This window comes from Streptomyces sp. NPDC088817 (assembly GCF_044750345.1).
Classification (GTDB): domain Bacteria; phylum Actinomycetota; class Actinomycetes; order Streptomycetales; family Streptomycetaceae; genus Streptomyces.
Genome location: NZ_JBIVJN010000001.1, coordinates 588,056 through 602,389 on the forward strand (window position 1 = coordinate 588,056; position 14,334 = coordinate 602,389).

Below are 14,334 nucleotides of genomic sequence, written 5' to 3' on the forward strand. Positions count from 1 at the left end.
GAGCCGCCGGGGTGTCCCGCGCTGTCCGGCTCCCCACAGGGAGAGGCACCCGCCGATCATGAACTTCCGCCGCAGCGCCGCGGCCCTGGCCGCCGCCGTCGTGATCGGCAGCGCGGCCCCCGCCGTCGCGAACCCGTCCGCCGACCCGTCCTCGCCGGCCCTTCCGGCAGGTCTCTACGGCACGACCGACCCCCAGTACGACGGAGTGTGGCGGCAGTCCCTCGCACTGCTCGCGCAGCACACCGTGGGCGTGCGGCCCGCCGCCGAGGGCGTGGACTGGCTGGCCGGACAGCAGTGCGCCGACGGCTCCTTCGCCGCCTTCCGCGCCGAGCCGGGCAAGGCCTGCGACGCCAAGGTGATGGTCGACACCAACAGCACCGGCGCCGCCGTGCAGGCCCTCGCCGCGCTCGGCGGCCACGACACGGCGACCGGGAAGGCGGTGTCGTGGCTGAAGTCCGTGCAGAACAAGGACGGCGGCTGGGGGTACATGCCCGGCGGGCCCAGCGACGCCAACTCGACCTCGGTGGTGATCGGCGCGCTCGCCGCCGCCGGGCAGAAGCCGGAAAGCGTCGTCAAGGACGGCAGGTCCCCCTACGACGCCCTGCTCGCCTTCGCCCTGCCGTGCTCGGGTGGCGGAGCAGGCGCCTTCGCCTACCAGCCGGACAAGAAGGGCAAACTCGAGGCCAACACCGACGCCACGGCGGCCGCCGTCGTCGCCGCGCTCGGGCAGGGCATGGCCCCCGAGGCCGGCGGCAAGGGCGAGGACGCGGGCGCGGCCCGTTGCGAGGACTCCGGCAAGCCCAGCCCTGACCGGGCCGCCGCCAACGGCGCCTCCTACCTCGCGCAGGCCGTCGCCAAGGACGGTCACCTCACCTCCTCCCTCCCCGGCGCCACCGACCAGCCCGACTTCGGCAACACCGCCGACACGGTCGTCGCCCTCGCCGTGCAGGGCGGCTCCGCCCAGGCGCGGAAGCCGCTGAAGTGGCTCGAGAAGAACTCCGAGGCGTGGGCGAAGCAGAGCGGTCCCGCCGCCTACGCCCAGCTCGTCTTCGCGGCCCGCGCGGCCGGCGCCGACCCGCGTGACTTCGGCGGTGTCGACCTGATCCAGCGCCTCAACGCCACCGGGCCGGCTCCCCGGGCCGCCGAGGGCAAGGACGCCACGGACTCCGCGAAGAGCGACTCCGCCTTCGGCGTCTGGTGGACCGTCGGCGTCTTCGCCGTCGCGGGCGTCGGCATCGGGTTCCTGGTGAGCGGCCGGAAGAAGCAGGGCCAGTCGTGACCCGCCGGCTCCGGGCGCTGTGCGCACCGCTGCTCGCCGCCGCGCTCCTGCTGGTGGCCGGCGCCGGCCAGGCGCAGGCCACCGGCTACCGGTACTGGTCCTTCTGGGACCGTGACGGCGGGACGTGGGTGTACGCCACCGAGGGCCCGTCGACGGCGCGTCCCTCCGACGGCGACGTGCAGGGCCTGCGCTTCGAGGTGAGCGAGGACTCCCAGGACGCGAGCAAGCCGCGCGGAACGGCCGACTTCGCGGCCATCTGCGCGAAGACGCCCGCCGAGAAGGGCAGCAAGCGGGTGGCGCTCGTCCTCGACTTCGGCGTCCAGGCGGACGCCCCGGCGGGCGAGACCCCGCCGGCGCCGCGCACGGAGTGCGCCCGGGTGCCGTCCGACGCGACCACCGCCGAGGCCCTGGCGGCCGTCGCCAAACCGCTGCGGTACAACGCCAACGCCCTGCTGTGCGCCATCGCCGGCTACCCGCGGAAGGGCTGCGGCGAACAGGTGGCGGCCGGTAGGACGGAGCAGCCGGCCATGGACGAGCCGCACGCGGGCCCCTCGGTGGGCCTCCTCGCGGGCGGTGCCGTGGTGGTCGTACTGGCCGCGGCGGGCCTCTGGCAGGCGCGGCGGCGCAGGAATGCGTGACACCGTGCGGAGCCGCGGGCGGGCGGGCCGCGCCGGCGGCGCACCCGCCCGCGGCTCCGCCGGTGTCCACGCGGGCGCCTGGTGGCTGTGGGCCCTGGCCCTGGGCACCGCGGCCACCCGCACCACCAACCCCCTGCTGCTCGGCCTGCTGCTGGCGGTCTCCGGCTACGTCGTCGTGAGCTGCCGCCCCGACACGCCCTCCGCGCGGTCCTACACCGCCTTCGTCAGGCTCGCCCTCGCCGTCCTCGTCATCCGCCTGGTCTTCGCCGTCGTGCTCGGCTCGCCCATCCCCGGCTCGCACGTGCTCCTCTCCCTGCCCGAAGTCCCGCTGCCGCACTGGGCGCAGGGCATCCGCCTGGGCGGCCGGGTCACGGCCGAGGCGGTCGTCTTCGCCCTGTACGACGGCCTGAAGCTGGCCACGCTGCTGGTGTGCGTCGGCGCGGCGAACGCCCTCGCCGCGCCCGCCCGGCTGCTCAAGTCCCTGCCCGGCGCCCTGTACGAGACCGGGGTCGCCGTCGTCGTCGCGCTCACCTTCGCCCCGCACCTGGTCGCCGACGGCCGGCGCCTGCGGGCCGCGCGCCGGCTGCGGGGCCGTCCCGACCGGGGCGTCCGCGGCCTGGTGCAGGTCGGACTGCCGGTCCTGGAGGGCGCGTTGGAGCGTTCCGTCGCGCTCGCCGCCGCGATGGACGCCCGCGGCTACGGCCGTACCGCCGAGGTCGCTCCCGCGGTCCGCCGCACCACCGCCGTGCTCACGCTCGGCGGTCTGCTGGGCGTCTGCGCCGGGACGTACGGGCTGCTCACCGCCGAGGGCGGCACCTACGGACTGCCGGTGCTGCTCGCCGGGGTCACCGCCGCCCTGGCCGGACTGTGGCTCGGCGGGCGCCGCTCCCCGCGCACCCGCTACCGCCCGGACTCCTGGAACCCGCGCTCCTGCCTGGTCGCGGGGTCGGGCGCGCTGGTCGCGGCCCTGCTGGCGCTCGCCGCCGCCCGCGACCCCCAGGCCCTCCACCCGGGCGTGGTCCCGCTCGTCGCGCCCACTCTTCCCCTGTGGCCCGCCGCCGCCGTACTCCTCGGTCTGGCCCCCGCGTTCGCCGCACCCGCGAGTCCCGCCCCCAAGGAGCCGTCGTGATCCGCTTCGAGGATGTCTCCGTCATCTACGACGGAGCGGTGGAACCCACCGTCCGCGGCGTCGACTTCGAGGTGCCCGAGGGTGAACTCGTCCTCCTCGTCGGCCCGTCGGGCGCCGGCAAGTCCACCGTGCTGGGCGCGGTCAGCGGACTGGTGCCGCACTTCACCGGCGGCACCCTGCGCGGCCGGGTCACCGTGGCCGGCCGGGACACCCGCACCCACAAGCCGCGCGAACTCGCCGACGTCGTCGGCACCGTCGGGCAGGACCCGCTGTCGCACTTCGTCACGGACACCGTGGAGGACGAACTCGCCTACGGCATGGAGTCGCTGGGCCTGGCCCCGGACGTGATGCGGCGGCGCGTGGAGGAGACCCTGGACCTGCTGGGCCTGGCCGGCCTGCGCGACCGCCCCATCGCCACCCTGTCCGGCGGCCAGCAGCAGCGCGTGGCGATCGGCTCGGTCCTCACCCCGCACCCGAAGGTCCTCGTCCTGGACGAGCCGACCTCGGCGCTCGACCCGGCCGCAGCCGAGGAGGTCCTCGCCGTCCTCCAGCGGCTCGTGCACGACCTCGGCACGACGGTCCTCATGGCCGAGCACCGCCTGGAACGGGTCGTCCAGTACGCCGACCAGGTCGTCCTGCTGCCCGCCGCGGGCGCCGCCCCGCTGCTCGGGCCCCCGGCGGACGTCATGGCCGTCTCCCCGGTGTATCCGCCGGTGGTGGACCTGGGCCGGCTCGCGGGCTGGTCCCCGCTGCCGCTGACCGTGCGCGACGCCCGCCGCCGGGCCGCGGATCTGCGGCAGCGGCTGGAGGGCCGGGAACCCGTGCGCTCCGGGACGGCACCGGACACGGGCTTCCCGATCCCCGCGCCCCGTCCGGACCCCCGTCCCGCGCCCCGGTGGCGGCTGCGCCGCGGCCCCGCCCCCGAACCCGTCCCGGCGGGCGCGCCCGTGGCCGAGGTCCACTCCCTCGGCGTCCGGCGCGCCGGCGTCCAGGCGCTGCGGAACGTCGACCTGACCTTCGCGCCCGGCGAGACCGTCGCCCTCATGGGCCGCAACGGCGCCGGGAAGTCCACGCTGCTCGGCTCGCTCGTCGGCCTGGTCCAGCCGTCCGCCGGACGGGTCCTGGTCGGCGGCGCGGTCCCGCACCGCACCACGCCCCGCGAACTGGTGCGCCGGGTCGGGCTCGTCCCGCAGGAGCCGCGCGACCTGCTGTACGCCGACACGGTCGCCGCCGAGTGCGCCGCCGCCGACCAGGACGCGCAGGCCACGCCCGGCACCTGCCGGGACCTGGTCCGCGAACTGCTGCCCGGCGTCGGCGACGACACCCACCCCCGCGACCTGTCGGAGGGCCAGCGCCTCGCGCTCGCGCTCGCCGTCGTGCTCGCCGCCCGCCCACCCCTGCTGCTGCTCGACGAGCCGACCCGCGGCCTCGACTACGGCGCCAAGACCCGCCTGGTCGCCCTGCTGCGCGCGCTCGCCGCCGAGGGACACGCCATCGTGCTCGCCACGCACGACGTCGAACTGGCCGCCGAACTCGCCCACCGGGTCGTGCTGCTGGCCGAGGGCGAGGTGATCGCCGACGGTCCGACGGCCGAAGTGGTGGTGTCCTCGCCCTCCTTCGCCCCGCAGGTCACCAAGATCCTGGCTCCGCAGCGGTGGCTCACCGCCGCCCAGGTCCGCGAGGCGCTGGCATGACGGCCCGCCCCGCCGACACGACGACCCGCCCTGCCGAGGAGAAGGCACCCCGGGCCGGCGCGAAGCCCCGCACCCGGGTGCGGGCCGTCCGTCTCGGCCCCCGGTCCCTCGCCGCGCTCGCCCTGGTCAGCGCGGTCGGTGTGGCCGCGTTCGGCTGGCCGTTCCTCGCCCCGCCCGCCTCACAGCTCAGCGCGCACGCGCAGGACGCGCCCTGGCTGTTCGCTGGCCTGCTCGTGCTGCTCGTCGCCGTCGTCACCGCGACGATCTCCGAGTCCGGCCTCGGCCCGAAGGCCGTCGCCATGCTCGGCGTGCTGGCCGCGACCGGGGCCGCGCTGCGCCCGATCGGGGCCGGTACGGCCGGAATCGAGCCCATGTTCTTCCTGATGGTGCTGAGCGGGCGGGTGCTCGGGCCGGGCTTCGGGTTCGTGCTGGGCTCGGTGACGATGTTCGCGTCCGCGCTGCTCACCGGCGGGGTGGGCCCGTGGATGCCGTTCCAGATGCTCGCCATGGGCTGGTTCACCATGGGCGCGGGTCTGCTGCCGGGCCCCGACCGGCTGCGCGGACGCGCGGAACTGCTGCTGCTCGCCCTCTACGGCTTCCTTGCCGCCTTCGCGTACGGCACCGTCATGAACCTCGCGGGCTGGCCCTTCATGGGCACCCTCGCCTCCTCCATCGCCTTCGACCCGCACGCGGACATCGCCGCCAACCTGGCCCGGTTCGTGGCGTACTGCCTGGCCACCTCGCTCGGCTGGGACCTGGGCCGGGCCGCGGTCACCGTGGCCTTGACCCTCGTCCTCGGCCACGCCGTCCTGCGGGCGCTGCGCCGGGCCACCCGCCGGGCCGCCTTCGAGGCCCCGGTCGCCTTCGACGCACCCTCGCCGTGACACGCCCGGCGGGACCGCCCGCATGAGCTGGGTCGCCCACGAGTCCGGGCCGTTGCCCGCCCGGTCTGGCACATATGCGCGTTCACGGCCCTGACCTGCGCGTTGAGAGCCCGCTCACACCCATACGGAGCACCGTAAAAGCGGCGGAAACCAGCAAAAGGGGGTGTTTGCGGGCGGAGTTCCCGCCTGCTTTTCTGTACGGCGTCGCCAGGCTCCGCCCGGCCCGCACCGGGCGGGCTGAGCCGAGGGCACGCCCCGCCCCACACTCCGTGGTGCGCGGCGGCCCGCGATTCCCTGTCCCCGACGTGAGAGGTGATCCATGACCGTCTCCGCCCTCCGCGCCACCGCCACCCCGAAGAAGGCCCTCACCACCACCGCCGTGGCCGCCGCCACCGCCGCCGCCCTGGCCCTCACCTCGGCCCCCGCCCACGCGGCCCCGCGGCACTCCGCCGCCTACGCCAAGGCGGCCGCGCGCCAGATGATCCCGGATGCCGCGCAGTTCCACGCGTTCAGCAAGATCGTCGAGCGGGAGAGCGGCTGGAACCCGCACGCCACCAACGCCTCCTCCGGTGCCTACGGCCTGGTCCAGGCGCTGCCCGCGTCCAAGATGTCCTCGGCGGGCGCCGACTGGCGGACCAACCCCAAGACGCAGATCAAGTGGGGCCTGAACTACATGAAGTCCCGCTACGGCAGCCCGGCCGGCGCGTGGAAGTTCTGGCGGGCCCACGGCTGGTACTGAGCCCGCCCCACCCGCCGGCTGCCGCCCTCGCCGTGTCCGGCTGCCGGCGCCCCTACGTTCTGCTTTCCTGAGCCCATGACGACGGACCCACCGCCGGGGGACCCGCCACCGGACGACCCCGACGCACGCGGACTGCGCCTGGTGGCGGTGCTCCTGGGGCTGACCGTGGTCAGCGGACTGATCGACGCGGTCAGCTACCTCGGGCTCGGGCACGTCTTCACCGCCAACATGACCGGCAACGTGGTCGTGCTCGGCTTCGCCGCCGCCGGGGCACCGGGCTTCTCGGTGCCGCACACCGCCGCCTCCCTGGTGTGCTTCCTGGTTGGCGCGACGGTCGGCGGCCGGGTCGCCCTGCGCTACGGCACCGGCTCGCGCCGCACCTGGGCCAGGGTGATTCTCGCCGCCGAGGCCGTACTGGTCGCGGCGTCGGCGGTGGTGGCCTTCGCCGCGCCGGGCACGGAGGCCATGGCGTACTCGGTCATCGCCCTGACCGCCTTCGCGATGGGCCTGCGCAACGCGACGGTCATCAAGCTGGGCGTGCCCGACCTGACGACCACCGTCCTGACCAGGACCCTGACGGGTCTCGCCGCCGACTCCCGGGCCGGCGGCGGCTCCGGCCACCGCTCCCCGCGCCGCACGGCCTCCGTGATCGCCATGCTCGCCGGCGCCGTCCTCGGCGCCTGGCTGGTCGTCCACCACGACCTGGGCATCCCCCTGCTGATCGCGGCGGCGGCATCGGGCGTCCTGGCGGCGGCGGCGTCGGGACGCGAATGACGCTCCCTCCGACGGGAGGGGCCGTACTCATAAGGCACTTGATGTGCCAGGATGCCGCCCATGGTGAACGTGCACCGTCATCTGGCCGATGACGAGGAACTGATACATGCGACCCGCCAGCACTGGACGCAGATGGTGGGCGAGTTCGTCGTGCTCGTCCTCGTCTGGGCCGTGGCGGGCGCGCTGGCGTGGGTGATTCCGTCCGACAAGGACTGGGGCACCGTCGTCCGTTACGTGGTGCTGGGCGTGGCGGTGGTCATCTCCGTCTGGTTCTGGCTGCGGCCGCTGCTGATCTGGCGCAGCACCGTCTACATCGTCACGACGAAGCGGGTCTCCGTGCGCACCGGCTTCCTGACGAAGACCGGGCACAGCATCCCGCTGGCCCGCGTCAACGACGTCGAGTTCCGCGCCACGCTGTGGGAGCGCATCCTGCGCGAGGGAACGCTGACCGTCCAGTCGGCCTCGGAGCACGGAATGCTCGAACTGAAGCACGTCTCGGACCCGGAGGGCCTCCAGGGCCTGATCTACGAAGCCGTGGAGAACGAGCAGCGCAGCCACCAGTGGGGCGGGCAGGTACCGCCGGTCGCCGGCTGACGATCAGCCGGCGTCCGCAGCCGCCCACGACACGAAGTCGGTGAAGGCGGCGGGCGCGAGGGTGAGCACCGGGCCGGCGGGGATCTTGGAGTCCCGTACGGCCACGGTGGCCTCCGGTATCTCGGCGATTTCGATGCACTCGCCGCCCTGGTCGCTGCTGTACGACGACTTGCGCCAGGCCAGGGCGCCGAGCGGCGCACATTCGACGCAGGATCCGCCCTGGTCGCCGCTGTAGCTGGACTTACGCCACTGGATCTTCGTCGGCACCACGTTGCTCCCCATAACGCTCCTCCATCACGTGCCGGATCAGCTCCGCCGAATCCCTGAGCGAAAGCGCGGCGGCCTGGAGGTGATCGTAACGGAGCGAACAGTCCGTGACGGTTTCCGGATTGGCGCTCGGATGCCCGCTGCCATAGCCCTCCGTATAGACGATGTCGGGGTCTCCGGCGAAGTGGAAGACGTCGAACGAGCCTTGAAGTCCCGCGTGCACACCGGCCGAGAACGGCAGCACCTGGATGTTTACGCGCGGGTTGGTTTCGAAGGTCAGCAGGCGGGCCAGTTGACCCCGCATTGTCTCCCGGCTACCGATCTCCTGGCACAGCACGGTCTCGCTGAGCACGGACCAGAAGACCGGAGGCTCGCTCTTCTCGAAGATGCGCTGGCGAGCCAGCCGTACGGCGGTGCGGTCATCGATGTCGACCACATGCATCGTACTGAGGACGGCACGCGCGTACGCCTTGGTCTGCAACAGACCGTGCACCAGGTGGGTGTGGAAAGTGTGGATCTTGACTGCTCGCGCCTCCAGCTCCGCCACCTGCTGAAACCACGCCGGAAGCTGGCTGCGCATGACCAACGCGACCAGCCTGGACAGCAGTCCGTCCGTGCCCAGCGCCGCGTCCACCCGCTCGCTGAACTCCGGCGTCGGCAGCTTCCGCGCTGTCTCGACCTGTCCAACCAGCGAGCCGGTGTAGTTGATGATGTCGCCCAGCTGTCGTTGCGTCAGACCGGCGGCCTCCCGGAGCCGGCGCAACTCGAAGCCGTAGTAGTCGAGCGGCGAGGCTCCCGGGTCGAGGACATTGATATTGGTCACGCATGACCCCTTTCACGCGACGCCCCACAGGCGGACCCGTTGTATTCAGGCGGTAGCCCAGCGTAGTGACAGCAGGTCAGTCTCGTACCGTGAACGACTACTTTCCCTCCGTCCTGGCGGGACCCCGTCCCGACCAGTACCGCATGTGCCTCACCCTCGGTGAGCACTCCGCTCGGCACATCCGCCGTATCGTCCGTTCCTGCCTGGGTGATTGGGGTCTGGCCGGGCTCACCGACGCGGTGGAGCTGGCCGTGACCGAGCTGGTCGCCAACGTCGTACGGCATGTCCCGGACCGGCGCTGCACGCTGCTGGTGCTGCGGCAGACGGACGGGGTCCGTGTGGAGGTGACGGACGGGTCGCCGCAACTGCCCGCCGTGCCTTTGGACTTGTCGCCGGAGGCGGAGGGCGGACGGGGACTGCTGCTGGTCGACGCCGTGACCGACAAGTGGGGCGTGGAGCGGCGCGGAGGGGCCGGAAAGACCGTGTGGTTCGAGTGCGTGGGCGCTGGGACACTCCCGCCGTGAGGAGCTTCACCGGGTCCGCCCGGGCAGGGCCCGACAGGCGACCAGCGCGCACACCGCCGCCAGCGGCAGCTCCGCGCAGAAGGCCATCGCCAGGCCTGCCACCACCAGGGCCGTGCTCGCCCACCGCTGCCGCCGACCGGACCTGATCGCCGACCACAACCGGGGAATCGGCTATCTGCTCAAGGAGCGGGTCTCCGACGTCGAGGAGTTCGTCGCGGCGCTGCGCCGGGTGGCCGCCGGGGGCACCGCGCTCGACCCGGAGGTGGTCTCCCAGCTTCTGCTCCGCCGCCGCAGCGATCCGCTCGACAAGCTCACGCCCAGGGAGCGCGAGGTCCTCGGTCTGATGGCGGAGGGCCGTTCCAACGCGGGGATCGCCGAGGCCCTGGTGGTCGGGGACAGCGCGGTGGCCGAGCACATCAACAGCATCCTCACCAAGCTCGACCTGCCCCCGGCCGACGGCGACCACCGCCGGGTGCCGGCGGTGCTGCGCTTCCTGGCCTCGGCGTGAGGAGTCCCTCCCGGTGAGACGTCCTCCTCAGCCCAGCTTCCGGCAGTAGAGGGCGTCCGGGGTCCGGCTGGAGCCCAGCCGGCCGGTGTAGGCGATTCCGGCCAGGTACTCGTCGTTCGCGCACTGCCCCTTGTAGTGGCCGTAGGCGAAGTCGCCGCCCTGGGGGGACGTGCCCCTGTTGTCGCTCCGGTCGAACCAGACGGTCCGGCCGCCCGTGCCGAGTGCTCCGGCCGGGGCCGCGGTGCACAGGGCGGCGGAGACGGCGGCGCCGCGGACGCTGTAGCCGGTGAGGAACTGGCCTTCGGCGCACTGGAGTTTGGTGTAGCCGCTCGCCCAGTCCTGGCCCGGGGCGACATGGCGCTCGTCGGTGACGACCTCGTGGGCGCCTGCCGGGTTCGCCAGGGGGCCGGTGGACACGTCCGTGCACAGGCCGCGGTTGCCGGTGTGGCTGACGCCGAGGAGGCGCTGTCCGTCGGGGCAGACCGCCTTGCGGGCACCGGGGTTCCAGTCGGGCAGGGCGCGCATCCGCCGGGAGGCGACGAAGTCGCCGTGGTCGGGGCTGAGCATCGACCAGTGGGCCACGGGGGCGACGGGGCCGGTGCGTCCCTGGGCCCGGACGAGCCGGGTCCAGGCGCCGGCCCGCCAGTCGTCGCCGTCGTAGACGCCCATGCGGTGTCCGGCCGAGTCCCAGTGCAGCAGGGCCCAGCCGTTGCCCGTGCGGTTCTCGTGCCAGCCGACGAGCGGCCAGTACGCGAAGTCGGCGTCGGCACGGACGAGGATGTCGACGAAGTTCTCGAACCAGGCGCGCGGCGCGGCGCCGGTCTCCTCGCGGCCGCCGACGCCGAACTCGCTGATCCAGACCGGGGCGGTGAAGTGCTGGTCCTGCTCGGCGGCCACGTAGAGCGCCTGGCGGTTCACCACGTCGGCCAGTTCGGCGGGGCCGAGGTCGCGGTAGCGGGGGTCGCTGGTCTCGCCGAGTCCGGTGGCGCCGCTGTGGTTGGGGCCCGTGTAGTCGTAGAAGTGGGCCGAGTAGACGAGCTTGCCGGAGTCGACGAGCGTGTGGGAGAGGCGGCGTACGGGTCCCAGGGTGGGCCGCCCGTGTGCGAAGCCGTCGACGGGGATGCCGGTCCAGTTGATGCCCTCGACGATGATCAGGAGGTCGGGGTCGGCCTCCGTGAGGATGCGGTCGGCGACGTGCTGCGAGGCGGCGAACCAGTCGTGGTCGTCGCCGAGGCCCCAGTTGGGGTCGTCCCAGACGCTGCGGCGCACCTCGTTGTAGAGGTCGGCGCCGACGACGCGCTTGTCGTCGCGGTAGCGGCGGGCCATGAACAGCCAGTCGTTCTCCCACGCCTCGGTTGACCGGCTCGCGTTCCACCGCTCGTTGCCGTCCACTCCGCAGCACCAACGCGTCGTGTTGGTGTGGTTGTTGAGGATCACGGCGAGTCCGGCGTCGGTGAGCCCGCGCACCACCGCGTCGTACACCTGGAGCGGTGTCTTCCCGCGCAGCGAGGGGTTGGCGCCGACGGCGCGGTCCGTGACGGGACGGTCGTCGTGGATCATCTCGTTGGAGAAGGGCAGCCGGATGCTGTTGATCCCGATCTCCTGGAAGCCGGAGATGATCTCGGCCATGGGGGCCCGGTCCAGGCCGAGCGGGACGCGGCCGGAGTTCTCGCCCGCGTGGTGGTTGGCCTCGTCCTCGGTGCTTCCCGAGCCGTTCCATGTGCCGCTGGCCCCGTGCCAGTTGCCCGACCGCAGCTTGAACCGGTTCCCGTTCGCGTCGACGATCCAGCGGCCCCGCGTGCTGAGCGGCGGCGTCCAGTCCGCGGCGGTCACGGAAACCGCCGGGGCCCCGGCTCCGGCCTCCTTCTCCACGGCGGCGGCGGGGGCGACGGGCGCCAGGGGCGCCAGCAGGAGTACGGCGGCCAGGCCGGCCCTGCCCAGGAATCCACGCACGGTTGACCGTCCCGAGTGAGCATGGCTGTCATGTATGCGTCAGCATGGTGGACGTTCCGGAATCAGTCCAGACCTGCCGCCGGGCCCGGGCAGCGGGCGGCGAGTTCGGGTGCCGGTTCTCGCTCCGGTGCGGCGGGCACGGCGGCCGCGCGCGGGCCGGACAGCAGGTAGGTCAGCCCGAAGCCCGCGCCGACGACGACCGCGCCGCCCACCGCGTCCAGCACCCAGTGGTTGCCGGTGGCGACGATGGCCGAGACGGTGAAGAGGGGGTGCAGGAGGCCCAGGGCCTTCATCCACCACTTCGGGGCGACGACCGCGATGACCACGCCGCACCACAGGGACCAGCCGAAGTGCAGGGACGGCATCGCGGCGTACTGGTTGGTCAGGGCGGTCAGGGTGCCGTAGTCCGGCTGGGAGAAGTCCTGGACGCCGTGGACCGTGTCGATGACGCCGAGGGCGGGCATCAGGCGGGGCGGGGCCAGGGGGTAGAGCCAGAAGCCGACGAGGGCGAGGAGCGTGGCGAAGCCGAGGGCCGCGCGGGCCCAGCGGTAGTCGACCGGGCGGCGCCAGTACAGGACGCCGAGGACCGTCAGCGGGACGACGAAGTGGAAGGACTCGTAGTAGAAGTCGAAGAAGTCCCGCAGCCAGTCGATCTTCACCACGGCGTGGTTGACCGCGTGCTCGATGTCGATGTGCAGGAAGCGCTCGATGGAGAGGATCTCGTCTCCGTGCCGCTCGGCACGGGCCCGGCCGCCGGATGTCGTGCCGCCCGTCGCGGCGAGGCGCACCTGCTGGTAGGCGGCGTAGGTGACCCGTATGAGGAGCAGTTCGAGGAGCAGGTTCGGGCGGCTGAGGACCCGGCGCGGGAAGGGCAGCAGGGGGACCCGCCGGAAGCGGGCCGGGACCGGCGGCGCGTACTGCGTGGGGACGGGTGAGGCGTAGTGCTCCGAGGCGCGGGACAGGAACGGCACGGCCGTCGCCGCGGCGAGGGCGGCCAGCAGGACGACGTTGTCCCGCAGCGGGTTCAGGACCGCCATGTGCGGCAGCATCATCGTCGCCGGCAGGGTCATCACAAGGATGACGGCGACCGGCCAGACGTACCGGTCCGAGGCGCGGCGGCCGACCCGGCCGACGACCGCGAGCAGCACCCACAGCAACTGGTGCTGCCAGGTGGTGGGCGACACCGCTATCGCCGCGCAGCCGGTGATCGCGACGGCGAGCAGCAGCTGGCCGTCGCGGGCGTAGCGCACGGCCCGGCGCAGACCGAGCACGGCGACCGCCGCGCCCAGCAGCAGGAACAGGCCCGTCTCCGGCGGGCCGGTCAGGCCGAGCCGGAGCAGGGCGCCGTGCAGGGACTGGTTGGCGAGGCCGTCGGCACGGCCGCCGAGACCCACGCCCGCCATGTGGTGCACCCAGTACACGGAGGAGTCGTGCGCCATCGCGGCCCAGGCGAGCGCGGTGCACACGGCGAACGTGACGGCGGTGGAGACGGCGGCCCGCCGACGCCCGGTGAACCACAGCAGGGGTGCGAAGAGGAGCACCGCGGGCTGGAGGGCGGCCGCGAGGCCGATCAGCGCGCCGCAGGACCGCTGTCCGCGCACGACGAAGCAGCCGAGCAGGACGAGCAGGACCGGGATGACGCTGGTCTGGCCGAGCCAGAGCGTGTTGCGTACCGGCAGCGACAGCATGAGCAGGCTGATCGCGACGGGTGCGGCCAGCAGGGAGGTGCGGCGGCCGACCGGCTCGGGCAGGGCGCGGGCGGCGACCAGGCCGAGGGCGACCACGAGCAGCAGCGTGCCGAAGGTCCAGCCCCAGCCGAGGGCCTGCTCGGCGGCCCTGGTCAGCGGCTTGAGCACCAGGCCGCCGAAGGGGGTGCCGGTGAACTGCGTCGACTCGTACAGCGACCCCTTGACGTGCAGGACGCCGTTCGGTCCTGCCCAGGTCTCCAGGTCGGTGAGCCGGCTGCCGCGCGGAGAGGTGAGGACGGCCGCCACCTGCCGTATCGCGAGGATCCCGGCGATCAGCCACAGGGCGAGCCGGATAGCGTGCAGGCGCGCCGTGGCCGGGTCCGCCGCCGCTCCGAACGCCGCCGCCGGTCCCCCACCGTGCTCCGCATTCGCCACGCCCCCTCGGCCTCCCGCCCGGTACGTCCCGCGCTCTTCCCGCGCCGGGAACCCTTTCGCCGTCCCCGAGAGGCTCACGCCTCCCCCGGAGAGGGACGCGGCTACCCCCGATTCACCTGTCGTCCGCCCGCCTTTTGTCAGGATGACGATAGTCCGGGGGCGGTTCGGTTCCCCCGGCCGGGCGCGACAAGGATCACAGTGCGGAACGGTCGATCACGGTCCGTGCGGGGGCTAAGTGCCTGTACACCCCACATTTAGGTGCAGCACGCACCGACGCACGCACGGTGCGTAACGGACATCAACAGTCGTATGGTCGATTTTCGGCCTGCCCAGGTGGGCTGTATCCGGCCCCCGCGTCAGCGCCGCCGCACGGGGCCGGGTCCCTGTCCCCGTCGAAAGGCAGGC

General features: G+C 73.4%; 13 protein-coding genes and 1 pseudogene. 10 read left to right on the top strand and 4 right to left on the bottom strand.

The window, feature by feature from the left end; translation table 11 throughout:
* Window positions 1-58: 58 nt before the first annotated feature.
* The 8 genes from ACIP4X_RS02725 to ACIP4X_RS02760 all read left to right on the top strand — a co-directional run bounded on the left by ACIP4X_RS02725 (window position 59) and on the right by ACIP4X_RS02760 (window position 7,731).
* A complete protein-coding gene (locus ACIP4X_RS02725; RefSeq protein WP_391453264.1) occupies window positions 59-1,279 on the top strand; it encodes a prenyltransferase/squalene oxidase repeat-containing protein in 1,221 nt (406 codons plus the stop codon).
* Window positions 1,276-1,917 carry an SCO2322 family protein gene (locus tag ACIP4X_RS02730; RefSeq protein ID WP_391453262.1) on the top strand — a complete coding sequence of 214 codons (642 nt, stop codon included), beginning with the start codon at window positions 1,276-1,278 and terminating at the stop codon, window positions 1,915-1,917. The genes ACIP4X_RS02725 and ACIP4X_RS02730 overlap by 4 nt, the downstream gene beginning before the upstream one ends.
* Window positions 1,910-3,046, top strand: coding sequence for a CbiQ family ECF transporter T component (locus ACIP4X_RS02735; RefSeq protein ID WP_391453260.1), 1,137 nt, complete (start codon window positions 1,910-1,912; stop codon window positions 3,044-3,046). Before ACIP4X_RS02730 ends, ACIP4X_RS02735 begins: the two co-directional genes overlap by 8 nt.
* Entirely contained in the window at window positions 3,043-4,740 is a 1,698-nt protein-coding gene (locus tag ACIP4X_RS02740; protein ID WP_391453258.1) for an ATP-binding cassette domain-containing protein, read from the top strand. The genes ACIP4X_RS02735 and ACIP4X_RS02740 overlap by 4 nt, the downstream gene beginning before the upstream one ends.
* A complete protein-coding gene (locus tag ACIP4X_RS02745) occupies window positions 4,737-5,624 on the top strand; it encodes an ECF transporter S component (RefSeq protein WP_391453256.1) in 888 nt (295 codons plus the stop codon). The genes ACIP4X_RS02740 and ACIP4X_RS02745 overlap by 4 nt, the downstream gene beginning before the upstream one ends.
* 319 nt (window positions 5,625-5,943) lie before the next feature.
* On the top strand, window positions 5,944-6,363 hold the full coding sequence (locus tag ACIP4X_RS02750) for a transglycosylase SLT domain-containing protein (RefSeq protein ID WP_391453254.1): 420 nt from the start codon (window positions 5,944-5,946) through the stop codon (window positions 6,361-6,363).
* Between the two features lie 75 nt (window positions 6,364-6,438).
* Window positions 6,439-7,137 carry a DUF1275 family protein gene (locus ACIP4X_RS02755; protein ID WP_391453252.1) on the top strand — a complete coding sequence of 233 codons (699 nt, stop codon included), beginning with the start codon at window positions 6,439-6,441 and terminating at the stop codon, window positions 7,135-7,137.
* A gap of 60 nt (window positions 7,138-7,197) precedes the next feature.
* A complete protein-coding gene (locus ACIP4X_RS02760; RefSeq protein ID WP_391453250.1) occupies window positions 7,198-7,731 on the top strand; it encodes a PH domain-containing protein in 534 nt (177 codons plus the stop codon).
* Between the two features lie 3 nt (window positions 7,732-7,734).
* Here ACIP4X_RS02760 and ACIP4X_RS02765 read toward each other — a convergent pair whose 3' ends face one another.
* Complete coding sequence (locus ACIP4X_RS02765; RefSeq protein ID WP_358729539.1) at window positions 7,735-8,013, bottom strand: DUF397 domain-containing protein; 279 nt, start codon at window positions 8,011-8,013, stop codon at window positions 7,735-7,737.
* Window positions 7,973-8,821, bottom strand: coding sequence for a helix-turn-helix transcriptional regulator (locus ACIP4X_RS02770; protein ID WP_358729538.1), 849 nt, complete (start codon window positions 8,819-8,821; stop codon window positions 7,973-7,975). Before ACIP4X_RS02770 ends, ACIP4X_RS02765 begins: the two co-directional genes overlap by 41 nt.
* 89 nt (window positions 8,822-8,910) lie before the next feature.
* Between ACIP4X_RS02770 and ACIP4X_RS02775 the strand changes: the two genes are divergently transcribed.
* Both ACIP4X_RS02775 and ACIP4X_RS02780 read left to right on the top strand, forming a co-directional pair.
* Window positions 8,911-9,345 (top strand): ATP-binding protein, encoded by a 435-nt coding sequence (locus ACIP4X_RS02775; protein WP_358729537.1) that lies wholly within the window; start codon window positions 8,911-8,913, stop codon window positions 9,343-9,345.
* A gap of 163 nt (window positions 9,346-9,508) precedes the next feature.
* Window positions 9,509-9,853 (top strand): annotated as a pseudogene (locus ACIP4X_RS02780) (LuxR C-terminal-related transcriptional regulator); the annotation flags it as partial.
* 27 nt (window positions 9,854-9,880) lie between these two features.
* On the opposite strand, the gene ACIP4X_RS02785 reads toward ACIP4X_RS02780, so the two are convergent.
* Together ACIP4X_RS02785 and ACIP4X_RS02790 are read right to left on the bottom strand one after the other, a co-directional pair.
* The gene (locus tag ACIP4X_RS02785; protein ID WP_391453246.1) at window positions 9,881-11,806 is read right to left on the bottom strand and encodes a cellulase family glycosylhydrolase; all 1,926 of its coding nucleotides are present in this window, start codon (window positions 11,804-11,806) and stop codon (window positions 9,881-9,883) included.
* A gap of 62 nt (window positions 11,807-11,868) precedes the next feature.
* On the bottom strand, window positions 11,869-13,929 hold the full coding sequence (locus ACIP4X_RS02790) for a phosphatase PAP2 family protein (protein WP_391453244.1): 2,061 nt from the start codon (window positions 13,927-13,929) through the stop codon (window positions 11,869-11,871).
* Window positions 13,930-14,334 lie beyond the last annotated feature (405 nt).